This window comes from Sphingobacterium sp. FBM7-1 (assembly GCF_020687765.1).
Lineage (GTDB): Bacteria > Bacteroidota > Bacteroidia > Sphingobacteriales > Sphingobacteriaceae > Sphingobacterium.
The window spans coordinates 626,031-650,913 of sequence record NZ_JAJEWJ010000001.1 but is presented as its reverse complement, the minus strand read 5'-3'; the positions used below and the strand labels follow the sequence as shown (position 1 = coordinate 650,913).

Below are 24,883 nucleotides of genomic sequence, written 5' to 3'. Positions count from 1 at the left end.
TGGTGTTTTTACAATAGTCAAAATTTTTGATGTGGCATTTGTGTTTAAGGATGGGATAATACAATTGCATGCCCCCCCCCCTTAACTTTTAAGGTCGCATCCGAATTTTTGAGGTACGTAGAAACTCATTTTTAGTACTATCTCTCTCTCCTCAAAGATTCGAAGCGACGAGGTTTATGGACAAGTGCTTACTTTGGTGTCCATGAGCTCACTCCGTTCGGTTTTGCTTCTTTTTCACGGGGAAAAAGAAGAGATAACGACTTTCCCTTCTTTACCCGGTGACCCAGAATAAACCTGTCCTTGCGGCAAGCCACGAAGACCAGGAGCGGATGTAGCTATACGCGCGTATATTTGTTGAAGATCAGAAACCGGGCTGATGGCTCGACCGCCAGCGGATACGTCTATATATACATAGTTTGCTTGCTTTTTGTCGTCCGTTTGAGGTATAATGCCTTTAGGATTGTACTGAAAATTTACCTCTCCGCCATCACCGTTTGGAAAAGTTTTTGTCCCATTCATCGCATCTTCCCCTCGAGCAATGACGTAAAGGGAACCTAATTTTTGAAGGTTGATGGCTATATCGAAATTTGAAGCATTGTTTTGTCCGCCCATACCGCTTATAAAGGCACCTTTTCCTATCTCCGCATGCTTTATGACCAGTTTGACATCCTTCTTTCCGTAAAATTGCAATGACGATTTGTCTTTCATGATAAGGGTGTCGATGTGTATAACAGCCGTCGAATCTCTGTTGTTAAAAACTTTCTTTTTCTTTCGGCCTAATTCGAGTTTGCTAATATGTTCTTCTTGTGCATACCCCTCGGATAAAAAAGATTGACCTAGAAACAGAAAAATTATTGTTAAAATATGTGTTAATCTCATGACCTCTACTGCTTGGTGCTTTATATTAGAATAACAAAGCGGCAAATAGTTTAGTTTGGTTTGTCAGAAGAATACTGCACGATGAGTTTTGCGGCTTTTTCAGAGGCGCCGGGCGTGCCTAATTTTTCAGCTAGTACTTCGTAATTTTCTAATACACTTGCCCGGTGTTCCTTATTGGAAATCAGTTGTGCTAGCTCGTCCGCCACCGTGCGTGTATCACATTCATCTTGAATAAACTCTCGAACAGATAAAAAACCGTTGATCAGATTGACCAAGGAAATGAACGGAACCTTTATAACAAGTCGAGCCAGTAATATGGTCAGTTTATTGGCTTTATAAACGACGACTTGTGGAACTTTTAAAATGCCGGTTTCTAATGTTGCGGTACCGCTCGTCACGACAGCGGCTTCCGCGTGTTTAAGGAGATCGTAGGTTTGGTCGAAAACAACCTTTATAGGTAGGTCACTAGTATATTGTTGGTAATATGCTTCATCAAAGTTAGGGGCCCCCGCCACCACGAATTGATGGGCGGGGAAAAGATAATATAGATCCACCATAACGGGCAAGAGTTTTTCGATTTCCATTTTTCGACTACCCGGAAGAAGTGCAATAATTGGTCGGTCATTAAGCGCATTGTCTTCTTTGAATGATGCATTAAATCGATACTGATTTATAGCATCCAACAAGGGGTTACCGACATAATCTACCGTATAGTTGTATTTTTTATAGAAATCGACCTCGAATGGAAGGATACAGAACATGTGATCCACTACCTTTTTGATCTTATGTACCCGACCTTGATTCCATGCCCATATTTTTGGAGAGATATAATAACAGACGCGAATGCCTATTTTTTTTGCAAATTCGGCAATTTTGAGATTGAACCCGGGAAAGTCAATCAGGATTAAAGTGTCCGGTTTCTTTTGGATAATATCCGCTTTGACCAGCTTTAAGTTTTTTCGGATTTTTCCAATATTTTTGATTACCTCGACAAATCCCATAAACGCCATCTCGGCGGTATGGATTAAGGGTGTCTGTCCGGCAGCTTTTTGCATTTGATCGCCACCAACAAAGTGAAAACTAGCTGCTGCGTCCTCGTTTTTTAAGGCTTTGATCAGATTCGATCCATGTAAATCTCCCGATGTTTCTCCAGCAATAAGGTAGTATTTCATGATCTATACGTTTTTAGATTCCCAATTCTATTTGGAACATGCCTCCCCAGGAATTTTTACTCGAATTGTTGCCAAAATCACCATTAGATACGGTGTAGTTTGCGTTCAATTGAAATTTAAGACGGTGTGCTTTCATGTATTTGGTCAATCCCAATTCGATGACTTCCAGCTGATCTTCATAGTTCCGAATTTGCTGATGCGGTTTGATATGGGTATAGCGGGTTGCGACCTCATAGCCTTTATTAAGTAGGTAAGAAGCTTGTTGGTTGACACCCCATCCTTTTTGTGCATAAGTCAGCTCCTCTTCTGGACCATCGACTTGGTTAAACCGGTCATCGACCACATTGAAGGGATCCTTCACGTCGCGACGCATATATTCAGCCTGATAAGCAAATCCTTGGTATTTGAATATTGCATCTGCAAAAGCCGTCTTTAATGTAAAAGGATTTTTTACATATCGGCCGAGCTGCCCGCCTTCTCTGGTGGTGCGGTCGTTATAACTATAGCCTCCTCCAATAGACAGTTTGGGCGTTTCTTCGCGTTCGAGGTCGCCTTCTGAGTAGTCCCCGTTATTCGTAAACTCTCCCAATGGTAGGAATTCTACACGCCCTGTATAGGCTAGACCATTATCGGTACTAAGCGCCACGCGACCTTCACCAGTAGAGATTGCAGCTTTTGCATTTACGGGCATCTGTCCAATTTTTTTACTGAGGTTGAAAGACATTCCGAAATCCCGATCTACCGTAAAGTTGCTGTTTACTAAAGATCGGTCTGCAAATTGTAATTGACCTGAAGAGTTGACACGCTGGCGGTTGCCTGGCAATTTATTCTGACCGAAAGAAATGTAGAAATCATCCGAGAAATTGTAGAAAATTACCGCATCCCGCACGATATTTGGCACCCCGCTATCGTCGAAATCCTGATCGCCACGTGTAAAGGCTAACTGAACGGAATAAGAAATTTTAGGGGTATAAATATAACCGTCCATCCGTAAGCGTAATCTTCGTATACGCGCGTCAAATTTGTCGTTATCTTCATTGTCGAGTACATTCGTGAAGCCAAGTCTGTTCTGCATACGGAATCTAAAGTTCGTGTAAAACAGCGAGTCGTTACTCATGTATTGAATACCTTTGAAATTTAAGATAGTTGCACGGTCATCTCGTTCTTGTGCCTGGCTTTGAAGGGTTAACAATAAGCTTCCTAATAGCAATAAGAATAGTCCGTTGTTAATTTTCATACTTGAAATTATAAAATGTTTTAAATATGCGACGAATTGCCAAAGATACTACTTATCGCGTTGCCTTTGTACGCTTTTAGGATACAAAATTTCCTTTTAATTTTGGGAAGCAAGATGTGCAATTCTAGTTCAGACAATTTAATAGATGGTGAGCGATAATAGACGAAAAATAATCCATATTGACATGGACGCATTTTATGCGTCGGTGGAGCAACGTGATTTTCCCGAATTGCGCGAGAAAGCGCTTGCCGTAGGCGGATCACCCGATGGGAGGGGAGTCGTGGCTACGGCAAGTTATGAAGCGCGAAAGTTCGGCGTTCGTTCGGCGATGTCATCCCGTCAGGCCATAGAGCGTTGCCCACATCTTATTTTTACGCGACCCCGTTTTGATGTATATCGGGAAGTATCTGGTCAGATACGTGCTATTTTTAAGCGATACACCGATTTAATTGAGCCACTTTCTTTAGATGAAGCCTATTTAGATGTGACGGAGGATAAACAGGGGATCGGGTCCGCCATCGAGATCGCCCAAGCGATAAAGCTTGCGATTCGGGAGGAATTAGGCCTGACAGCATCGGCAGGGGTGTCGATAAATAAATTCATCGCAAAAATCGCGTCGGACTACCAAAAGCCAGATGGGTTAACGTTTATCGGTCCTTCCAAAATTATTTCCTTTTTAGAGCAACTTCCCATTGAAAAGTTCTTTGGCGTCGGTAAAGTGACGGCTCAAAAAATGAAGAATATGGGGATACATACCGGAAAGGAGCTGAAAGGGTTTACAGAAAATGAATTGATCCGAAGATTTGGAAAGTCGGGTAAGTTTTTCTATCACATGGTACGCGGAGAGGATAACCGGCCGGTCAAGCCTAATCGGATCGTCAAATCAATCGGTATAGAAGATACGTTTGAAACGGATCTTAAAGAAGAGCAGGAAATGCGGAAAGAATTACAGCTGCTATGCGAAAAATTAGCAAAAAGATTAGCGGACAAGGAAAAGCAAGGACGTACGGTGACCTTGAAAATCAAATTTGCTGACTTTACGCAGATAACCCGTAGTAAAACTAGTGGTTTTTATCTATCTGCCTCCCTAGATATTTTCCAACAGATAACCGAACTTTTTGACAAGATGGATATGGCGGATAGGAAGGTACGTCTTTTGGGCGTTACCCTTTCCAATTTTTATGATGCTGATCTGGAAAAGCTCAGCAATCCGCAGTTGCGGTTGTTTTAGCGCTATTCATCCTGGGTATAGAAATAAACTGGCGCAATGGCCTTCATTGCGCCAGTTTATGTTTGTTAGTGATCTAAAGTTCTTCGTCGTGTTGACTTAAGTCTAATCCGATATTTTCAGCTTCTTCACTAACGCGTAATGATGCTAGGAGATCGGTTACTTTTAAGAGCAGTAAAGATCCGAAGAAAGCGAATGCAGATGCTCCGATAAGCGCAATTAAGTGTGCAACGAAAAGACCAGTTTCTCCGAAGAAAAGTCCGTTGGTTTCCACGGCACTGTTGACGTTGCTATGGGCAAATACTGCCGTTAATAACATACCGACCATACCACCGACGCCGTGACAAGGGAAAACATCTAACGTATCATCAATACCTTTTTTGGTTCTCCAGATCACGACCAAGTTGCTAATGACAGCAGCTACAATACCAATTACTAAAGAGTGTGGGATTGTTACAAAGCCAGCAGCTGGTGTGATAGCTACCAATCCAACAACTGCACCGATACAGGCTCCCATTGCCGAAGGTTTTTTCCCTCGCAGGATGTCAAAGAAAATCCAGGCCATCGCCGCGGCGGCTGATGCAGTGGTTGTGGTTCCAAATGCAGAGGCAGCCAGTTCGTTGGCGCCTCCTGCCGAACCAGCATTGAACCCGAACCATCCAAACCATAGTAAACCCGTTCCTAAGATGACATAACTGATACGGGCAGGTGTATGTACTTGTTCTTTACGTTTGCCTAAGTATAATGCGGAAGCTAATGCAGCCCAACCCGCCGACATATGTACAACAGTTCCACCTGCGAAATCGAGCACGCCCATGTTGGCTAATAGGCCTTCAGGATGCCAGGTAGCATGTGCTAGCGGAGCATAGATAAAGATAACAAATAAAGTAATGAAAATAAGATACGCATTGAATTTAATACGTTCGGCAAAGGCTCCTGTAATGAGTGCTGGAGTTATTACGGCGAATTTTAATTGGAACATAGCAAACAATGCTATCGGAATGGTCGGTAGTGCTGACCATGCGTCATTGCCCAACATACCTTTCATCATATAGAAAGTGGAAGGATTGCCGATTATGCCACCAATATCTTCGCCAAAGGCAAGGCTAAAGCCAAATACAACCCAAATAATCGTGATAAGGCCCATACATACGAAACTTTGTAACATGGTAGATATCACATTTTTTTTGCGAACCATACCGCCGTAGAAAAATGCCAAACCCGGCGTCATTAACAATACCAGCGCTGCAGACATCAATAGCCAGGCTGTATCGCCTGTATCGATATTGCTTTCCGTGACGGTGGTAACCTCAGTTGATGGGGCGAGCAATGCTAAGATTGCAGCTAGCGCGAGGAGTCCAAATGGGAGAATCTTTTTCATTTTCGGTTTTTGATTAAGTAGTTTTTTGATTAGTCTCCGTGATTACTGCTGTTTTAGGAGATAAGATAAAATAATCACCCCTCCAGGCTTTGACCTTAAGGTACAAAGAGAAGAGATGATTATTCATTTGTTTGCCTAAAACGAAAAGCCGGTAGATAACTTATAGAAAGAATCCTTGGCTTGTAATCCGTTTTTAACTTCCGGTCCGGCAGATAAGCGAACAAAACTGCCAAACTTGCTTGCATTAAATTGTACGTACGGGCCTGCCCATTGGAAATAGTCCAATTTGCCGCCGATATCATCTTTTGTTCTTTTCAAATGTTCGAAATGTGCCCCAAACGAGAACGCATCACTTACTTTATAGCCCGCACTTGCCCAATAATGCAAATATGCTAGGGTAGAGCCGTCCTCAGGCGCTTTGTCTCGAAGAGGAGCATAATAGCCGGCGTATATTTCCCCTTCAAATTTGGGGATATCCACATTGAAAAAGAGGTTTGGCACGATTCCGTCTCCGGCAATTCCACCCAGTTGGCCATCTGCTGCACCCTTAGAAAGCAAGTTCCCAAACGTGAAACCAAGATTCGGGTTCAAGGTGATACCCTCGGCTAAACGTAGATTAACACCTCCGCCGAATTCTGTCCAGTTACCCCATGCACCAGCGGTACCTGCTCCCCAGAAAATACCGTAAACAGATGTACTGACTTTTTCTGAAAGCTTGTATTCCATGGCTACACTAGGTGCAACGCCGAAAAATTGATCAGAAGTAACCCCAAAAGAGAATGTTGTCTCTTTTTCTTGTGCATTTGTGATAAATGTAGTGCCTGTTAGCGCTAAAATTGTGGTTAGTTTGATGATTTGTTTGATTTTTTTCATAAAAAATGGGTTGTTTTGTTTTTGAAAATGTAATTATAGTCACAAAAATATGTAATTATTTCAATTTAACAACTTTTTTTTCATAAAAATGCAGTTAAACACCATTTTTTATTTAAAATTCATCATTTATTATTAAGTTTTTCTAAAATTATTTCGTTTTCAAATCCTTTTGACTGTAAGTGTCTGTATATTTTTGATTTTTCTGCAATAGAAATGGGTTTTTTTGTTAATTCTGTCTTTTTATTTATGGTTTCTTCTATTTTTTTGTTGTACTCGTCTATATCTATCGTTTTTAATGCAAGTCGAATTAGTGGTTCCGAAACATTTTTTAACTTCAAGTGCTGTTTTATCTTAATTTTTCCCCAACCTTTCATTCGGAATTTACCTAACGCGTAGGCTTTTGCAAATCGTTCTTCGTTAAGAAAATTTTCTTCGATAAGCTGCACGATGATGTTTTCTACTGCTTCTTGATGAAGTCCCCACTCATATAACTTGTTCCTAACCTCCTGTTGCGCTCGCTCCTGATAAGCACAGTAGCTTTCTGCTTTTCTTTTTGCTTCCAAAGGCGTAAAGGACTTTCGCGGCTTCCTAGATTCTTCCATAACACAAATCTTCAAAAAATGATACACTTATTGAAAATATTAATGACATTTGTTTGTGTTCTTTTTTTCCGTAAAAAAGAACCAAAAAACTCGTCGCTGAAAAATTTTGATGAACTGGATAATGCAGGTATGATATTTCTACATGTCTCAAAATTTTTGAGGCGACATTAAATGTTGAGGATGGGCTTGTACAATCCTATCCTTAACCTTCAAAGGTCGCATCCGGATGTTTTACAACTGTACAAACTTATCCTTAGTACTATCCCTAATGTAAAATATCCGAAGCGACGAGTTTTTTTGTTTACTTTTTTTGAGGGAAAAAAAGTAAAAGCCCAGTCGCGGCTTGAGCGACATAAAAATATAATGTATGATATATACACTAGACGCTATTATTTCTCAAATGAACTGCAAGCATTGCATAATGCATGATGCAGCACAGGAAATATATGAACTAGCTTATGATAGCCGTAAAATAAGAAACGCGGAACGTAGTCTTTTTTTTGCCTTGAAGCATGTTCGCGACGGACATACTTTTATCGCGGATGCTTATAAGCAAGGAGTGCGTGCCTTTGTGGTTTCGCGCGAAGATCTTCCTGTCGAGCGATATCCTCAAGCTAGTTTTTTTTGGGTAGCGGATGTGTTGCTTGCTTTACAACAATTAGCCCGCTATCATCGGGATAAATTTAACAGGCCCGTCATCGGGATCACCGGCAGTAATGGCAAAACAATCGTAAAAGAATGGTTGACACAGCTTTTACAAGAAGATAAGAAGGTGTATCAAAGCCCCAAAAGTTATAACTCTCAATTAGGGGTCGCGCTATCGTTATGGGATCTTTCGGACGATTACGACTGTGCCATTATCGAGGCGGGTATCAGTTTGCCGGATGAAATGGAAAATCTTGAAACGATGATTCGGCCGGATATCGGCATTATGACCAATATAGGTGCGGCACATGCGGAAGGTTTTGCGAGCAAGGCACGGAAAATAGCGGAGAAGATGAAGCTGTTTAAACACGCAAAAGATGTGATTTGCCCCTCACGCTATGGATTTGAAGCATACCTCCCCGAGAAGACTCGTATGTTCACCTTCGGCGAGGGAGAGCAAGATGATGTCAAAGTTCTCCACGTAGAAGAAAGACAGGATGGGAGTTCGTCTATTCAAGTAGTTTACCAGCAGGAAATCGCAACGTTCACGGTGCCTTTCGTAGATAAGGCATCTATCGAAAATGTCTTGACTTGCCTAACTACCCTGTTGTTTTTAGGCTACTCCTTGGATTCCATTTTGCATCGATTGGGCAGGCTGCGTCCGCTGGAGATGCGTTTGCAACTCAAGACTGGGCGGAACAATTGTTCGATTATTGATGATACCTATTCCAATGATCTAGCGTCTTTACAGATCGCGTTAGATTTTCTTCGTCAGCAACAGCAACATAAAAACAAGACGCTTATTCTTTCTGCTATGGAGGGCCTCGATGATAAGCTCCAGACTAAGCTTTTGGGCATCCTGCAGCAGCAAAATCTTAGTCGAATTATTTTTGTCGGTGACACTTTGCAGTATTTAGCCGACAAACTTCCCATGCCGTCGCTGTTTTTTGCATCCACAGAGGAGCTGCTTCACAACCTGCCACATATTTCAATCGCAAATGAATCTATCCTTATTAAAGGCAGCCGGCGGTTTCATCTGGAAGATGTAAGCAAACTGTTGGTCGCGAAATCGCATGAAACGGTATTAGAAATAAATCTGAGTGCACTCGAACATAACCTCAAAGCTTATCGCTCGATGTTACCGGCGTCTGTCAAACTGATGGTGATGGTGAAGGCTTTTTCGTATGGTAGCGGAAGTTATGAGGTGGCGAATCTCTTGCAGTTTAACAAGGTCGATTACCTAACCGTCGCGTTTGCGGATGAAGGTGTGGAATTACGTCAGCATGGGATAGATTTACCGATTATGGTACTAAGCCCAGATGAGCCGGTGTTTGAAAGTTTACTGACGTTTAACCTAGAACCCGAAATATATAGCTTCCGTATTCTAAAGGCCTTGATTGTGTTTCTAGCTGCGCGCAAGCAAAAGGACTTTCCTATTCATATCAAAATTGATACAGGTATGCATCGTCTGGGGTTTTTGCCGGCGGATGTGGACGAATTGGTCAACGTGTTGGCTGCTGCGCCAGAAATAAAGGTGAAAACCGTATTCTCACATTTGGTTGCGGCGGGCAATGAACAGCATACCGAGTTTACCCAACAGCAGATTACGTCATTTACGCAAAGTGTGGAACGTTTGGAAGCCGGTCTGGGCTACCCGGTTATCCGCCACATTGCGAATACTTCCGGCATCACCAACTGGTCTTCGGCTTACATGGAAATGGTACGCTTAGGTATTGGGCTCTACGGGGTAGATATGGAGGGGAAGATGGCTTTAGAAAAAGTAAGCGAATTAAAAACCACCATTACACAAATTAAGGAATTGCCCGCGGGAGCCACGGTTGGGTACGACAGAAAAGGCGTGTTGCATAGACCGAGCCGTATCGCGACGGTAAAAATAGGATATGCAGACGGTTATAGCCGGCGGTATGGCGAGGGGGTAGGTGAGATGGCTATCAACGGACAAAAGGTTAAGACGGTGGGCTCTATTTGCATGGATATGTGTATGCTTGATGTGACAGATATTGTCGCACATGAGCTGGATGAAGTTATTGTGTTTCCCGACTTGATCGATGATGCGAAACGTATCGATACCATCCCCTACGAATTGTTGGTAAATATTGCGTCCCGCGTAAAACGCATATATTTTTATGGATAGAAAACACAGACAGGAATAAAGATGTTTACACGAAAAAAAATACTGTATTACCTTATAAAAGGCACGTTGGTTACTGTGCCGGTAGCTGGTGCTATATTCTTAATTGTTTGGGTAGTTGCGTCAGTCGATAACGCCCTCAATCTTACATCCCATTTCTTGGAAGACGAGCACGGCCATCCCCTCTATATCCCCGGCATAGGTATATTGACGGTACTCCTTATCCTTACTTTCGTTGGTGTTATTTTCACGACCTTCGTCACCGAACCTATACGGGCATGGTTGAGTCGGACCATCGATAAGATTCCCCTGTTTAATACCCTGTATTCTTCCATAAAGGATTTTACAGAAGCCTTTGTAGGTGACGCCAAGAAGTTCAATGAACCCGTATTGGTTTTGGTCAACGAAACCGGACTCAAAAAAATCGGCTTCCTGACGCAACGGGATTTAAATAAAATCGGGCTTCCTGATGAAGTTATCGTGTACTTTCCGTACTCTTACTCCGTTGCTGGACAAGTTGTTGTCGTGAAAGCCTCTCACGTACAGCGTTTAGATATGAGTGCGACAGACGCGATGAAATTAGTCGTATCTGGTGGCGTAAGTGGGATCGATTAATGATTGTTTTTTGCTTTCCTATGTAAATATTTATACAGCTCCACCTGTGAGCGGAAGGGCGGGTTTTCATTTTGTACGTAGGTATTGTCCAGTTTATTATTTAGGACCCGCGCTTTGACGTTGTCTTTCAGTTGTATCGCTAACATATCAATGAGTTCGTGCTTAATTTTCTTGTTGATCACTTGTACGGCGGCTTCCACGCGATAATCCAAATTACGGGTCATCCAGTCTGCAGAAGAAAGATAAACAAGCTCTTTACCGCCTGCGTAAAAATAGATTACCCGGGCATGTTCCAAATATTCATCCACGATACTAATTGCATTTAACGGTGTATCAAATTTCTTTTGGTTCACCGCACAATAGATTCCGCGGACAATCATGTCAATTTTGACCCCTTGCGCCGCCGCTTCATATATCTTTTTAATCAGAAGCTTATCACTCAAAGAATTTACTTTGACGATCATGTGCGCTTTATTTCCGGCGCGTGCTTCCGCGATCTCTTTATCGATCAGCGCGATAAACGTCGTTCGCATATTGGTGGGGCAGACGAGGAGATTTTTGCAAGATTTAAACACCTGTGATAAATCATCCTTGTATTTTTTTAGTCCCGAAAAAACCTTATTAATATCAGCCATGACGGTTCTATTACTGGTCATTAAGCAGTAATCACCATAAATCTTGGCTGTTTTCTCATTAAAATTTCCGGTGCTTACAAAGCCATATTGGATCGTTTTGTTGTTGTGCCTTTTTTTGATTACGCAGAGTTTGGCATGTACCTTTTTTTCCGGGATACCCAACAGTACTTTCACGCCCTCCATTTCAAATCTATCTTTCCAAATGATGTTGTGCTCTTCGTCAAAACGCGCGCGGAGTTCCAGCATGACGGTCACTTCTTTTCCGTTTCGGGCTGCATTGATCAAAGCGTTGCCCACCTTCGAATTTTCAGCCATACGGTAAATGGTCATATGAATCGAACGTACATCGGGATCCATGGCGGCCTCACGCAATAGGTCGATGATCGGGCGAAAGGTGTGGTAAGGAAAGGAGAGTAGTACGTCCTTTTTGACAACGATATCGCTAATACGTTGTCGGCCCGCAAACTCGGGATGTACAAACGAGCGACGCGCCTTTACGAGTTTCTCCGATTCAAAAATCTTTGGGAAACCCATAAAATGCTTGAAATTATGGATCTTCTGTCCAGGAATAATACTGTCTTTCTTCGAAAGATTGAGCTTCTTAATCAAGAAAGCGACCAAAGCAGAATCCATATCCTTATCAAAAACGAAACGGGTAGGTTTTCCTTTTCTTCTGTTTTTAATTCCCTTTTCGATTTTTTCGACCAAGGTCGTATTAATGTCGTTATCCAGGTCAAATTCCGCATCCTTCGTTATTTTAAACGCATGTGCCTTAAACGAGTCGAATCCGAAATACGAAAAAATATAGGGAATATTGAATTTTATAACATCTTCGAGGAGTATAACGTGCTTCTCTCCTTCCGGGGAGGGTAATAGCACGAAACGACCGTTTTGTCGCGTAGGATTTTCAATAATGGCAAAACGTGTATCGTATTCCCAATCGTTTTTCCGCATAGCGATTCCCAAGTAGAGGCTTTTGTCCCGGAGATAGGGCATAGGGCGGGCATCATTCAACAGCAGTGGAATAACATTCGACTCTACTTCTTCCTCGTAGTAAGTTTTGACAAACTGTTGCTGTTCTTTATTCAGCTCCTCATCGGTTTTGATAAATATCTTTTCCTTCGCCATTTCAGCCTGCACTTTTAACCAAATATGATCAAACTGCTGTTGCTGTTGAATAACGAGTTCATTAATGCGATCTAAAATTAGCTGGGGTTTTTCAAAAAATATTTCTTTTGCTTCTTTATCGTTGATGGCTAATGCCCTTTTTAGTCCCGCGACCCTCACCCGAAAAAATTCGTCCAAGTTATTGGAGAAGATCCCTAAAAACTTAATTCGTTCGGAAAGCGGAACACTCTCGTCGGCAGCTTCCTGCAGTACGCGATCATTAAAGCTTAGCCAGCTGATGTCTCGCGGAATAAAGCTATTTGTCATCTTCGTTTTCTTTGCCACTACTTCAATGTTTAAAAATACTTCCCTAATGTTTCTTAAAGATAATGAAAATATTAAATCGATTATTTATACTTTTTTTTTCGCAAAAAAAGTATGCAAAAAAACTCGTCGCTTCGGATATTTGAGGATAGGGATAGTACTAAGGGTGAGTCTATACAACCTCAAAAATCCGGATGCGACATTGAATATTAAGGGAGGGATTATGCAATTGTATTGTCCCCTTCTTAACCTCGTAATGCCACATGTAAACTATTCTCGATGCGGGATAAGAGCGAGGCAGTGGGACGCATCAAAATTTTAAAGTGGCGCTTTTTATGAACGCTTGTCCATTTCGGTGTTCATGAGCTCCCTTCGATCAGTTTGTACAACTTTTTTCTAAAACCACGGAGTGCTCATCCATACCTAAAAACTGAAACGAATGGATAACAAGTTGTTTAAAGAATATTTTATTAAAAAATAATCACTTGAGTATCAACATGATAAATATGTGTATGTTTTACAATAAGCTGAAAATCAGTTTTTTAATTTGTTTTGCTTCTGTAGCTTTGTGCCATTAAAATCGTTACCAAACTACATAACAATAGAAAATGGCATTCAAAACATTAGGTCAATTTATCATTGAAAAACAAGCCGATTTTCCTTATGCCAAAGGAGAGCTTTCCAGGTTGCTTAGAGACATTGGGATTGCGGCGAAGATGATTAACCGCGAGGTTAACAAAGCCGGACTAGTGGATATACTAGGGGAAAATGGAAACCATAACGTGCAGGGCGAAGCCCAAAAAAAGCTGGATGTGTATGCCGATGCCCAGTTTATCGAAGCATTGACCCGGGGAGGGGAATGCTGTTATATCGCATCTGAAGAGCATGAAGAATGTATCGAACTATCCTTAAAAAATGCGGTAAACAAAGGAAAATACATGGTTTGCATGGATCCACTGGATGGATCTGCAAATATAGATTTGAACGTCTCTGTGGGATCTATTTTTTCTATTTATAGACGTAAGGTATTGGACACTCCTGTCTCGCAGGAAGAGATCCTGCAATATGGGCATGAACAAGTTGCTGCCGGGTATGTCATTTACGGCTCGTCTACCATGTTGGTTTATACCACGGGTAAAGGCGTAAATGGTTTTACTTTGGATCCGTCCATAGGGGAATTCTGTTTATCACATCCCGATATGCAGGTCCCAGCGGATGGTAACTCTTACTCAGTAAATGAAGGTAATTATTTGAAATTTCCGCAGTATATCAAAGATTATATAAAATACTGTCAGGCGGAGGATAGCGCCACGTCTAGACCATACACTTCTCGTTACATAGGATCGATGGTGGCAGATATTCATCGTACATTGATCATGGGGGGTGTATTTCTATATCCAGAAAGCTCTAGTTATCCCCAAGGTAAATTGCGTCTGCTTTACGAATGTAACCCCATGGCGTTTATTATCGAACAGGCAGGTGGAAAAGCCGTGTCAGGAAAAGATAATGTGTTGAACATTAAACCTTCTCACTTGCACCAACGGACACCGATCGTGATCGGTAGTAAAAATATGGTGGATAAGGTGCTCAGTTTTATGGATAAACAGTAGGATCAACCCAAAATTCGCGGTATAGTCGTTACTTTCTCTGGATGGCGTGCGGCATATTGCAACACAATATGCTGCATATAAAAATTGCTCATGCATTTGTCGGTGTAGGAAACAATATCTTCCACTTCAGACCATTGCTGAATAGATTCTACAAATCCCAATGCATAGAGTTTATCCTCTTTAAAGTAAATGTAACTGTTCTCCGCATCATTGCGTCCCTGGTCTATAAGTAGAAACGAACGTTTTCGGCTTTCTAGCTGTTGTAATACCTCGGCGATCAACTGATTATGTATCACCTCGGATGGGAGTGTAGCTGCCGGTATCTTTCGGTCTTCACGCGTGTCGGTCGAAGGAGAATAAAACGTACATAGGGTAGGTGCGAGGTTAAACTCTTCTCGCAGATTAGCGAGGAATACATTGGCTTCTTGAGCTGTTTCGAAATAGCGTAAACCACTAGTTTGGGCCGTAGCTTTACAGACTGCTAGTCGGATATAGCCCCGGATATCTTCGTAGTGCAGGAGTACAAATTTGGGCTCATACCGTTTTAATGCCCGGTTGTGAACAGGCCAATGTTTTTTAATCAACTGACATTCCATCAGTAGGGCCATTAATTCCGTGCCCGACTCTTCATAATCAATGGTGGCGATGTCGTTAATGAATTGCTGTCTCCGTAGACTGGTATTAATACCACCAAAATGGCTAAGCACACGTTTACGTATATTGACGGCTTTGCCCACGTAAATAATCTTCCCTTTCTTGTTGCGGAAAATATAGATGCCAGTAGTCTCCGGTAGTCGTTCAAATTGTGCAACCGAAAGATGCGTCGGCAAGCGATGTTCAATATTCTTCTGCAAACTTTGCTGTACATAATCCGCTTCATCGTTTGCTAACAGTTGAGCGAAAAGTTCCACGGTAGCTTCTGCATCGCCCATGGCTCGATGTCGAGCCGTAATGTTAATACCACGTGCATGGCAGATATCCCCCAAACTGTAAGAACGGTAGCCGGGAAATATTTTTCGGGCGAGCCGTACCGTACAGAGTTTAGGCGATTGCCATTCGTAACCCGCCTGGCGCAGTTCTTTAACCAGAAACGAATAATCAAAATTTACATTATGAGCGACAAAAACCTTGCCTTGTAGTAAATGGTATATATCTTCTGCAATTTCGTCAAAAACAGGGGCGTCCGCTACCATATCGGGTGTGATCCCAGTCAACATCTGAATAGATAACGGAATCGGGCACTGTGGATTGACGAGGCTTTGATACCGCTCGATAATCTTCTTTCCATTATGTAGCAAAATAGCCACCTCGGTAATACGACTCCCCCCAGCATGGCTACCCGTAGTTTCGATATCGACGATAGCAAAGCGTTTTTGTCTGTTCACTTTACAATGTTACTAATTAAATTAGTAATCTAGAAACGCTAGCAATTAATTTACGTCCTTTCCGATCAAGTCGCGAATGGCTACAGAAGCAATGGCACCACCAAAAGCAGCAGGTAAATACGACATGGTGCCGTAAGCCGATTTCTTGTAGTTACTACCATCGGTATATAATAGCGAGCTTTTGTCTGGCAACTCAATAGAAAAGGCTACCTTAACACCTTCTCGGATGTTATGTTTGCGGAGTTTCTTTCGAATGTGTTGCGCAAGTTTACAATTATAAGACTTGCTAATATCAGCAATACGGATTTTCGTAGGATCCATTTTACCGCCCGCACCCATCGAACTAACAAAAGGAATATTTGCCGCCAGTGCCTGTCGGATAAAGAATAATTTGGGCGTAATGCTATCGATTGCCTCTACACAATAGTCCGGATTTGATGTGAAAAGCGATGCGATTCTTTCCGGTATAATAAAATCTTGGATCACCTCCAATTCCAGCTCAGGATTAATCGCCAATAGGCGTTCCTTCATGATCTCCGCTTTAGCCACACCGTGGTTTGTGGCAAGCGCCGGTAATTGCCGGTTGCGGTTGGAAGGGTCAACCGTATCCCCATCAATAATCGTCATTTTTCCCACACCGGCGCGGCAGATAAATTCCGCTGCGAACGAACCAACACCTCCTAAACCGAGAACCATCACATGGGAGTTCGCTAATTTTTCCAATGCCTCCCGTCCAGTTAAAGCCTCCGTTCTCGATAACCAAGATAAATCTTTCATGATATAATCATATGTTTTTTAACGGCAGTAATATTCCAACTATCCGATAGGATACCTAAATATATGCGTAAAGTTTTGATACAATTGTTCTTTCAATAGTTCTAGCTCTATTTTTTGAACGCGGCAAAAATACGCATAAATATCCATGATACTAATAGATTTGTCGTCGGTTTCCAACAAAATTTTCTCGAGAGGTAAACGCTGGATAAGTTCATCTTTATTACCCGAAAGGAGGGAAGGACCCAGACTGAGGTAATAGCCCTCGTTTAAAAGTTGCATAGCCAATTCCGTCTTTTTTTGGAAGCCGTGGAAGAGGACAGGAACCTCTACTTTTTCTTCTCGAAGGATGAGAAGACATTCCTGATAGGCCCGTACGCAGTGAATGATCAGCGGTTTTTGAATGCTATTGGCATAGCGGATCTGTTCTCGGAAAACCATCTCCTGTAAAGACCAAGCCGTATGGCACAGTTTATCGAGCCCGCACTCCCCAATCGCTAACACTTGTTTCTTTTTCCCATATTGATGAAGGGCATCCAATTGTGCCGTAGGCTGTTCTTCAATATACCAGGGGTGTATGCCCAATGAGCAAGGATGCGGAAATAAGTAGTTTTTAGAGATAATAACGTTGGGAAGCGGAAAGAGCTGCGGTGTCGGCGCCAGTGTGCAATGGGTGTGTATGTTGATGTAGGGCAAAGACATACCCAAAGATAGCGAAATTACTCTGCCAACCTAGCTTTCAGTGTTTTAAGAATCGCAGCGGCCTTCAACAAGCATTCCTCATATTCCTTTTCCGGTTCTGCATCTATGGTGATTGCTCCACCGGTGTGGAAAGACAGATAGGATGGTGTCTGTTGGTAAAGTAGCGAGCGTATCACCACATTAAAATCAAAATCACCCACTGGATCAAAATAGCCCACAGCCCCGGCATATATTCCGCGTTTACTGTTTTCATAGCGTTCACATAGGCGCATAGCGCTGATTTTCGGGGCGCCCGTCATGGAGCCTGGAGGGAATGTATGGCGGATAGCCAATACATCCGATATCGTCGATTTTTTTTGGCAAGTGATCGTAGAAACCAACTGATGCACCTGTTTGAACGTTTGTACCTCCAGCTGCCTGTTTGCCCTTACCGTGCCCGGCTGTGCACTCCGGGTCAAATCATTCCGCACTAAATCCACAATCATGACATTCTCGGCGATTTCTTTCGGATTATTTTTCAGGCATTCCGCAATAGCTTGATCCTCTTCCGCAGAGGAGCCGCGAGCGGCCGTCCCTTTAATAGGTTGAGAGATCAACTTGTCTCCGCGCTTTGCTAAAAACCGTTCCGGAGACGCCGATAAGATATACTTATTTTGAATCTTAAAAAAGCAAGAAAAAGGGGTAGGGGAAGTTCGGTTTAATGCCTGGTACACCCCTAAAGGCGACAACTGCACATTTTCTGTATAAAATTCCTGGCAAAGATTAACCTCATAAATGTCACCCAACCGGATATGCTGCTGTAATTTTTGGAACGCCTCTAGGTAGGCCCCTTTCGACATGCGCTTTTGAAAAACCATATCCTGAGGCGTTTGCAGGTCCTCCTCCGTGGGCTGAAAGGACAAAATCGCCTGATAAATCTCATCCGGCTGCGGCGCCTCAATTTCCACCTCCTGCTTCCTAAAATGGATCAGGATTCGGGGAATAAAAAAATAAGCGTCCGGAAAAGCCAAACGATCAGGAAAAGAGGTCGTTAGCGCTTCGATTTCATTTTTAAGGTCATAACTAAAAAAGCCAGGCATCCAGCTATCTGGATACTTGGCTCTAAATTTTTCTAGTGCAGCGAATGCATCTCCTTGCTGCGCGGTAAGGCTATCTACGGCATCAGCCGCTAATAAGCGATCTATTTGACCATATTCATCACGGTAGCCATTTGACTGAAAGAAACAAACTTCATCAAATTGCTGCGCCCATTGAAGCGCCTGTCTTTCAAACTGCAGTGTGTCAACCTGAAATACGGCGGTAGCCATGTATACGCTAACTTACAATTCGATGGTTTGAACGCGATCAGGTCCTACAGATAAATATTTAATAGGCACTTCCAATGCTTTTTCCAGATAAGCGATATAATTCGCTAAGGCAGCCGGAATTTCGTCTTTTGAACGGATGCCTGTAATATCTTGATTCCAGCCTTCAATCTCCTCCAAAACAGGCTCCGCCTGGTTCGTGATGATCTCGTACGGCATGTAATCGATGGTTTCGCCGTTATGTTTGTAGTGCGTACAGACTTTAATCTTTTCGAAAGTATCCAATACGTCTGCTTTCATCATGATTAATTCGGTTACACCGTTAAGCATGATCGCATATTTCAGGGCTGGAATATCAATCCATCCCGTCCGGCGCGAACGTCCGGTAGTTGCTCCAAACTCATGGCCAATTTGGCGTAGTTTCTCACCTGTTTCATCGTCCAGTTCCGTCGGGAAAGGTCCACCGCCTACACGGGTAGCATAGGCTTTGAAAATACCGTATACCGAACCTATTTTATTTGGCGCTACACCTAGACCGGTACAAGCACCAGCCGTGGTTGTATTCGATGAAGTAACGAAAGGATAAGACCCAAAGTCTACGTCCAGCAAAGTACCCTGAGCACCTTCTGCAAGAACTTTCTTTCCTTCTTTTAGGTAACTATTTACTAAATGTTCAGCATCGACATGCGGAATCGTTTTGATAAATTCGATGGCCGCCATAAAAGCAGCTTCTTTTTCCGAGAAATCAGGAATCTCCCCATAATGAGAAAGAATCTCTAGGTGTTTCGCTTTTAATTTTTCGTAGCGTTCTTGAAAATCCGGAAGCGTAGTGTCACCTACACGCAGGCCGTTTCGTCCAGTTTTATCCATATACGTTGGCCCGATCCCTTTTAAAGTAGAGCCGATTTTACCTGCGCCCATTTTCGATTCCGAAGCGGCGTCCAACAATTGGTGTGTAGGTAAAATCAAATGTGCTTTACGTGCCAAAACCAGCGTGCCGTTGCCCACCGGGTCAAATCCAGATGTACGTAAGTTATCCAACTCACGTTTTAAGATAATAGGATCGATAACCACACCACCACCAATCAGGTTAAGGGTGCCTTCGTTGAAAATACCAGATGGGATGGTATTCAACACAAATTTTTTGTTATCAAACTCCAATGTATGTCCAGCATTAGGGCCACCTTGGAAACGGGCGATTAGATCATATTTAGGACAAAATACGTCCACTATTTTTCCTTTTCCTTCATCGCCCCATTGTAGGCCCAAAAGCACATCAACTTGCATAATATATGATAATATGGATATTAAAATTTAAACGTGAACAAAGGTAATACAATAATTAGCGATTACTACATTAATTTGAAATTACCGGGCTTCTTCCTTTTTTTGTTAAGCCGCTGTCTGGGTTTTCTGCGGAATGCTTTTGACAATCTTCACAAACACCATATAGATTCAATGAATGGTGCTTAATATCAAACTTCAGCAAATCGCCCATCAAACTCTGTATTTGGTTAATACGCGGGTCGCAGAATTCCACCACCTTATTACATTCAATGCAGATAACGTGATCGTGTTGTTTAAAGCCATAAGACTTCTCAAACTGCGCCATATTACGGCCGAACTGATGTTTGGTTACCAAGTCACAAGACACCAAAAGCTCTAAGGTGTTATATACAGTAGCACGGCTGACACGGTATTTTTTATTCTTCATCTGGATATACAGTGACTCCACATCAAAATGATCCGAACGGGAATAAATCTCTTCCAATATAGCGTAGCGCTCAGGCGTCTTCCTCAGATTTTTATTTTCTAAGTAAGCTTCAAAGATTTTCTTTACCGTTTGATAGTTCTCGCCTTTATTCATGTTAAGTAATTATATACTGCAAATTTACCAATTTCATTTTTAAAAAACGATGCTTTGCTAGGGAACTATCTGCTTCGGATTAATTGTCTGCTTCGTAGCGTGTTATACCTGTTATACCGCTTATTTGTTTTAGCGTTTTCATCAAATCTTCCAATTGTTCAATATGATTGACAAACACCATAATATTTCCCTCGAAAATACCTTCGTTACTGGTAATCGATAACGAACGTATGTTAACCTGATATTCCTGAGAGATCACATTGGTAATCTTGTTAATCAGTCCCACATCGTCGATCCCCACGATCCGCAATCCGGTCAAGAAAGCTAAGTTTGGCTTAGAAGAAGCCCACTTGGCCTTCAAAATACGGTAGCCGTAGCTTGCCATCAGTTTGGAAGCATTGGGACAGCTGGTACGGTGAATTTTGATGCCGTCGTTTACTGTTAAGAATCCAAATATATCATCTCCGGGAATCGGGTTGCAGCAAGGGGCTAAAGTGTAGTCCACCTGTTGGTAATCATCGCCGATGAGAATCGTGTCAACTTCTTTTTTATTGATTTTTTCCACCAGCCCTGAAACGTGCGAGCTAAAATGACTTTGCCCCGGCGTATTTGTCTTCTCCATTTCGGCATAATCTCGCAAATTTTTGATGTCGATTATCCCCTTAGCAACATTATAGAAAAGTTCTTGAGAACTTGGGTATTTAAAGTAATTGGCAATTTTGTTGATGTTGTCCGTGTTGTAGGTGATTTTCAACGATTTTAATTTCCGCTCTAGAATCTCCTTGCCATCTTCAGCAATGCGTCTTTTTTCCTCTTTTAACGAGGAACGTATTTTTGATTTCGCTTTAGCTGTGACGACGAAATTAAGCCAGTCCTCTTTGGGGGTTTGTTTACTGGAAGTGATAATTTCAACCTGATCACCATTTTGCAACGGATGGCTTAACGGCACCAGCTTGTGGTTCACTTTGGCACCGATACAGGTCGCACCGATATCTGAGTGGATCTCAAAAGCAAAATCCAGTGCTGTGGCGCCGTTCGGCAGCTGTACTAACGTTCCCTTGGGCGTGAAAATGAAAATCTCATCCGAGAACAAGTTCATTTTAAAATCGTCTACAAAGTCCATCGCATTTTGCTCAGGGCTGCTCAATAGATTTCGCACATTTTGTATCCATTGATCTAAACCACTATCCGAGTTCGATTCTTTGTATTTCCAGTGCGCGGCAAAACCCTTCTCCGCAATCTCGTTCATCCGCTTGGTTCGTATCTGTACCTCTACCCATTGTCCGCGGGGGCCCATTACCGTGGTATGTAAAGACTCATAACCATTTCCTTTCGGAGACGATACCCAATCCCGAAGGCGATCCGGATTTGGTCGGTATAGATCCGTGACAATAGAGTAAACCCTCCAACACTCTGTTTTCTCTCGTTCGGCGGGTGTATCAATGATGATGCGTATCGCGAACAGATCATACACCTCTTCGAAAGGGATTGATTTTTTGCGCATCTTATTCCAGATGGAAAAAATGGACTTCGGTCGACCAAATACCTGCGCTTTAATACCCTCTTCTTCCAAAATTTTCTTTACCGGTTCGATAAAGTCCGCCACAAACTTTTCCCGTTCCGCTTTCTTTTCATTCAGCTTCCGCGCGATGAACTTGTAGGTGTCTGGATCGGTATACTTCATCGAAAGATCCTCGAGCTCTGATTTGATCGCATAGAGACCAAGGCGGTGTGCCAGCGGCGCATATAAATAGCTCGTTTCCGAGGCAATTTTAAGCTGCTTATGACGAGCCATAAACTCCATCGTCCGCATATTGTGCAGCCGATCGGCGAGTTTAATCAAGATAACACGCACGTCATCAGCCAATGTGAGGAGCATCTTGCGGAAGTTTTCCGCTTGCATAGAACTGTTGGGATCGAAGATGCCCGATATTTTCGTCAGACCATCAATAATGCGAGCCACCTTCTTTCCAAATTGCGCTTCAATTTCCTGTAAGGTAATAGAGGTATCCTCCACCACATCGTGCAAGAGCGCACATACGATGGATGTGGTGCCTAAACCAATTTCCTCCGCCGCAATTTGCGCAACAGCTATGGGGTGATAAATATAAGGTTCGCCGGATTTACGACGCATATCTTTATGACTTTCCAGCGCCAAATCGAACGCTCTACGAATTTCCTGTTTATCGCCCCGCTGTAAAGTCGGCTTACAAGCTCTCAGCAATGCGCGGTATCTTTTTCTAATCTCCTTGTTTTCTGCTTCAATATCGATCTCGAATCCTTCCATATACTACCCGCTGAAAAAGTTGCTTTTATATTATTTTGTTCGTAATTTTATTATTGTTTTTAGCCAATATAGAAAACAGCCGAAAACAATAGCTAAATATAGCGATTTTTTAACACAGATGAAAATTGATTAATATTTTTTGATAGCGATGAAACGATCTTTCGCGTGGGGATTATGGGTGTTACTTCTGTTGCCTTTTTGGGGCAAGGCGCAAGCCTTGCAAGTACCCCATTATGGCGATGGCGAAGGGGGGACGATTCTAAACTATCCAACCACACGCTTGGAAACTGGGGAGGTAGTGCCTTGGTTTCCGATCAAAGACGTCGTCATTACCGCTAGGCGCACCTTTAAAACCGAAGAAGATCGCTTAAAATACTTGCGGTTGGAGCGGAATGTGTTACGGGTATTGCCCTACGCGATTTATGCACAAAAGCGCTATGAGCAACTCGATCGCGATATCGCGCTCGTATCTTCCAAGCGAGAAGAAAGACGTCTGATAAAAGCTTGTGAAGACGAAATAAAGGAGAAGTTCCGAACAGAGATCAAGAACCTCAGTATCTCCCAGGGAGCCATACTGATTAAGTTGGTCCAACGGCAGACTGGCAATAGCAGCTACGAACTTGTGCGGGAGATGAAAGGCGGGTTGTCTGCATTTTTCTATCAATCCGTAGCCAAAGTTTTTGGTCATAACCTCAAATCGGAGTACGATCCGGTTGAAGACTACGAGATAGAGAACATTATCCGTGGTTACGAACGCATTCGGCCGATCAAGAATTTATATAACTATTAAACCTAACGGAAAGGAGAGTTATGCAGACGATTTATGATTTTCACGGCCTACAGTTCAATGGCGAAAAAAAATCGTTGCAGGATTATTCCGGCAAAGTTTTATTAATTGTCAACACGGCCAGTAAGTGTGTTTTCACGCCCCAGTTTAAGTCACTTGAGAAACTGTATCAGACCTATAAAGACCGGGGATTCGAAATATTAGCCTTTCCCTCCAATGATTTCGGCGAACAGGAGCCGATGACCGGACTGCAGCTCGAAACATTTTGTCGTATACAGCAACAAGTTACCTTTCCGGTATTCAAACGCGTACACGTAGTCGGTGACTATTGCGATCCCCTGTTCAAATTTTTGGCGGACAAGCGTCTAAATGGACAAGTGAATGTGAAGCCGGTATGGAATTTTCACAAATATCTGGTCAACAAAGAAGGGCAGGTGGTGGATTATTTCTATAGTGTAACTAGTCCACAAGCCAAACGGCTCACTACGAAAATAGAAAAACTGATCAATACCTAAGTGGATATATCGTCCGGCCGCTTGTCAAATTTTGTCGAAATGTCTATTTTTGAGGCAGAAGAATATACTATGAAGTTGGATTTAATGGTCATGACTGTCCATCCGGACGATGCCGAGCTCGGCGCCGGAGGGACAATCGCGAAATACGTTGCAGCCGGTAAAAAGGTAGGTATTGTTGATTTAACCCAAGGGGAGTTAGGGACACGTGGCACCGCGGAAACCCGACGCCAAGAGGCTGCTAGAGCAGCCGAAATCCTTGGTGTGCAGGTGCGTGAAAATCTAGGTCTGCGCGATGGATTCTTTGCCAATGACGAAGAAAGTCAACGGGTGATTATCCGTGCTATCCGTAAATACCAACCTGAAATTGTCATCACCAATGCATTAGACGATCGTCATCCCGATCACGGACGAGCCAGTAAACTCGTGAACGACGCCCTTTTCTTGAGCGGACTCCGCCGAATTGAGACCGAAGAAAACGGACAAGTACAGGAAGCATTTCGTCCGCGCTTGCAGCTCCAACTGATTCAGGACAAGTATATCCAACCCGATATTATTTTAGATATTACCGATTTCTGGGAAAAAAAAGAACAGTCTATTCTTGCCTATACTACGCAATTCAACGCCTCTTCAGACGATGACGAGCCGCAGACGTATATTTCCAACCCAACTTTCATGGAATCTACCCGCGGAAGAGCAGCCGAATTTGGTCGGAATATTCAAGTGCAGTATGCCGAAGGATTTACCGCGCGCAAGCTCTTGGGCGTACAAGATCTCTTTCAACTTATCTGATGGATAATCGTAC

The 24,883-nt window shown here is 42.8% G+C and carries 21 protein-coding genes; 7 read left to right on the top strand and 14 right to left on the bottom strand.

Going from position 1 to position 24,883, the window contains the following annotated elements; translation table 11 throughout:
- Nucleotides 1-234 precede the first annotated feature (234 nt).
- Genes LKO28_RS03115 through LKO28_RS03105 form a run of 3 tightly spaced genes read right to left on the bottom strand, consistent with a single transcriptional unit; the run spans nt 235 to nt 3,288 of the window.
- Nucleotides 235-879: a hypothetical protein gene (locus LKO28_RS03115; protein ID WP_227693240.1), complete on the bottom strand. Its 645-nt coding sequence runs from the start codon at nt 877-879 to the stop codon at nt 235-237.
- A 50-nt stretch (nt 880-929) separates the two neighbouring features.
- On the bottom strand, nt 930-2,051 hold the full coding sequence (gene lpxB / locus LKO28_RS03110) for a lipid-A-disaccharide synthase (protein ID WP_227693239.1): 1,122 nt from the start codon (nt 2,049-2,051) through the stop codon (nt 930-932).
- A gap of 13 nt (nt 2,052-2,064) precedes the next feature.
- Nucleotides 2,065-3,288: a porin gene (locus tag LKO28_RS03105; RefSeq protein ID WP_227693238.1), complete on the bottom strand. Its 1,224-nt coding sequence runs from the start codon at nt 3,286-3,288 to the stop codon at nt 2,065-2,067.
- A gap of 145 nt (nt 3,289-3,433) precedes the next feature.
- Here LKO28_RS03105 and dinB point away from each other — a divergent pair, with 145 nt between their 5' ends.
- The gene (gene dinB, locus LKO28_RS03100) at nt 3,434-4,519 is read left to right on the top strand and encodes a DNA polymerase IV (RefSeq protein ID WP_227693237.1); all 1,086 of its coding nucleotides are present in this window, start codon (nt 3,434-3,436) and stop codon (nt 4,517-4,519) included.
- A gap of 73 nt (nt 4,520-4,592) precedes the next feature.
- Here dinB and LKO28_RS03095 read toward each other — a convergent pair whose 3' ends face one another.
- From LKO28_RS03095 to LKO28_RS03085, 3 genes are all read right to left on the bottom strand, one after another.
- Complete coding sequence (locus LKO28_RS03095) at nt 4,593-5,897, bottom strand: ammonium transporter (RefSeq protein WP_227693236.1); 1,305 nt, start codon at nt 5,895-5,897, stop codon at nt 4,593-4,595.
- A gap of 135 nt (nt 5,898-6,032) precedes the next feature.
- Nucleotides 6,033-6,770: a DUF6733 family protein gene (locus LKO28_RS03090; RefSeq protein WP_227693235.1), complete on the bottom strand. Its 738-nt coding sequence runs from the start codon at nt 6,768-6,770 to the stop codon at nt 6,033-6,035.
- 122 nt (nt 6,771-6,892) lie between these two features.
- Complete coding sequence (locus LKO28_RS03085) at nt 6,893-7,333, bottom strand: regulatory protein RecX (protein ID WP_227693234.1); 441 nt, start codon at nt 7,331-7,333, stop codon at nt 6,893-6,895.
- A gap of 406 nt (nt 7,334-7,739) precedes the next feature.
- Between LKO28_RS03085 and LKO28_RS03080 the strand changes: the two genes are divergently transcribed.
- Entirely contained in the window at nt 7,740-10,172 is a 2,433-nt protein-coding gene (locus LKO28_RS03080; RefSeq protein WP_227693233.1) for a bifunctional UDP-N-acetylmuramoyl-tripeptide:D-alanyl-D-alanine ligase/alanine racemase, read from the top strand.
- Between the two features lie 21 nt (nt 10,173-10,193).
- Nucleotides 10,194-10,784 carry a DUF502 domain-containing protein gene (locus LKO28_RS03075; protein WP_227693232.1) on the top strand — a complete coding sequence of 197 codons (591 nt, stop codon included), beginning with the start codon at nt 10,194-10,196 and terminating at the stop codon, nt 10,782-10,784.
- Here the strand turns inward: LKO28_RS03075 and ppk1 are convergent.
- Nucleotides 10,781-12,871 carry a polyphosphate kinase 1 gene (gene ppk1 / locus LKO28_RS03070; protein WP_227693231.1) on the bottom strand — a complete coding sequence of 697 codons (2,091 nt, stop codon included), beginning with the start codon at nt 12,869-12,871 and terminating at the stop codon, nt 10,781-10,783. The two genes, LKO28_RS03075 and ppk1, sit on opposite strands and share 4 nt — an antisense overlap.
- Nucleotides 12,872-13,458: 587 nt before the next feature.
- On the opposite strand from ppk1, the gene fbp reads away from it, so the two are divergent.
- Entirely contained in the window at nt 13,459-14,460 is a 1,002-nt protein-coding gene (gene fbp / locus LKO28_RS03065) for a class 1 fructose-bisphosphatase (RefSeq protein WP_227693230.1), read from the top strand.
- Between the two features lie 2 nt (nt 14,461-14,462).
- On the opposite strand, the gene LKO28_RS15505 is transcribed toward fbp, so the two are convergent.
- The 7 genes from LKO28_RS15505 to LKO28_RS03030 all read right to left on the bottom strand — a co-directional run bounded on the left by LKO28_RS15505 (nt 14,463) and on the right by LKO28_RS03030 (nt 22,779).
- Complete coding sequence (locus LKO28_RS15505; RefSeq protein ID WP_227693229.1) at nt 14,463-15,845, bottom strand: exonuclease domain-containing protein; 1,383 nt, start codon at nt 15,843-15,845, stop codon at nt 14,463-14,465.
- A 45-nt stretch (nt 15,846-15,890) separates the two neighbouring features.
- Nucleotides 15,891-16,622: a ThiF family adenylyltransferase gene (locus LKO28_RS03055; RefSeq protein ID WP_227693228.1), complete on the bottom strand. Its 732-nt coding sequence runs from the start codon at nt 16,620-16,622 to the stop codon at nt 15,891-15,893.
- A gap of 39 nt (nt 16,623-16,661) precedes the next feature.
- The gene (locus LKO28_RS03050) at nt 16,662-17,321 is read right to left on the bottom strand and encodes a TatD family hydrolase (RefSeq protein WP_227693227.1); all 660 of its coding nucleotides are present in this window, start codon (nt 17,319-17,321) and stop codon (nt 16,662-16,664) included.
- Nucleotides 17,322-17,338: 17 nt separating this feature from the next.
- Nucleotides 17,339-18,628, bottom strand: coding sequence for an anthranilate synthase component I family protein (locus LKO28_RS03045; RefSeq protein WP_227693226.1), 1,290 nt, complete (start codon nt 18,626-18,628; stop codon nt 17,339-17,341).
- Between the two features lie 12 nt (nt 18,629-18,640).
- A complete protein-coding gene (locus LKO28_RS03040; RefSeq protein ID WP_227693225.1) occupies nt 18,641-19,912 on the bottom strand; it encodes an adenylosuccinate synthase in 1,272 nt (423 codons plus the stop codon).
- A 70-nt stretch (nt 19,913-19,982) separates the two neighbouring features.
- The gene (locus tag LKO28_RS03035) at nt 19,983-20,492 is read right to left on the bottom strand and encodes a Fur family transcriptional regulator (RefSeq protein ID WP_227693224.1); all 510 of its coding nucleotides are present in this window, start codon (nt 20,490-20,492) and stop codon (nt 19,983-19,985) included.
- Nucleotides 20,493-20,571: 79 nt separating this feature from the next.
- Nucleotides 20,572-22,779 (bottom strand): RelA/SpoT family protein, encoded by a 2,208-nt coding sequence (locus LKO28_RS03030; RefSeq protein ID WP_227693223.1) that lies wholly within the window; start codon nt 22,777-22,779, stop codon nt 20,572-20,574.
- A 148-nt stretch (nt 22,780-22,927) separates the two neighbouring features.
- Between LKO28_RS03030 and LKO28_RS03025 the strand changes: the two genes are divergently transcribed.
- From LKO28_RS03025 to bshB1, 3 genes are all read left to right on the top strand, one after another.
- Nucleotides 22,928-23,569, top strand: coding sequence for a DUF4294 domain-containing protein (locus LKO28_RS03025; protein ID WP_227693222.1), 642 nt, complete (start codon nt 22,928-22,930; stop codon nt 23,567-23,569).
- 20 nt (nt 23,570-23,589) lie between these two features.
- On the top strand, nt 23,590-24,081 hold the full coding sequence (locus tag LKO28_RS03020; RefSeq protein WP_227693221.1) for a glutathione peroxidase: 492 nt from the start codon (nt 23,590-23,592) through the stop codon (nt 24,079-24,081).
- A 69-nt stretch (nt 24,082-24,150) separates the two neighbouring features.
- Nucleotides 24,151-24,870, top strand: a complete 720-nt coding sequence (bshB1, locus tag LKO28_RS03015) for a bacillithiol biosynthesis deacetylase BshB1 (RefSeq protein WP_227693539.1) — start codon at nt 24,151-24,153, stop codon at nt 24,868-24,870.
- Nucleotides 24,871-24,883: the final 13 nt, after the last annotated feature.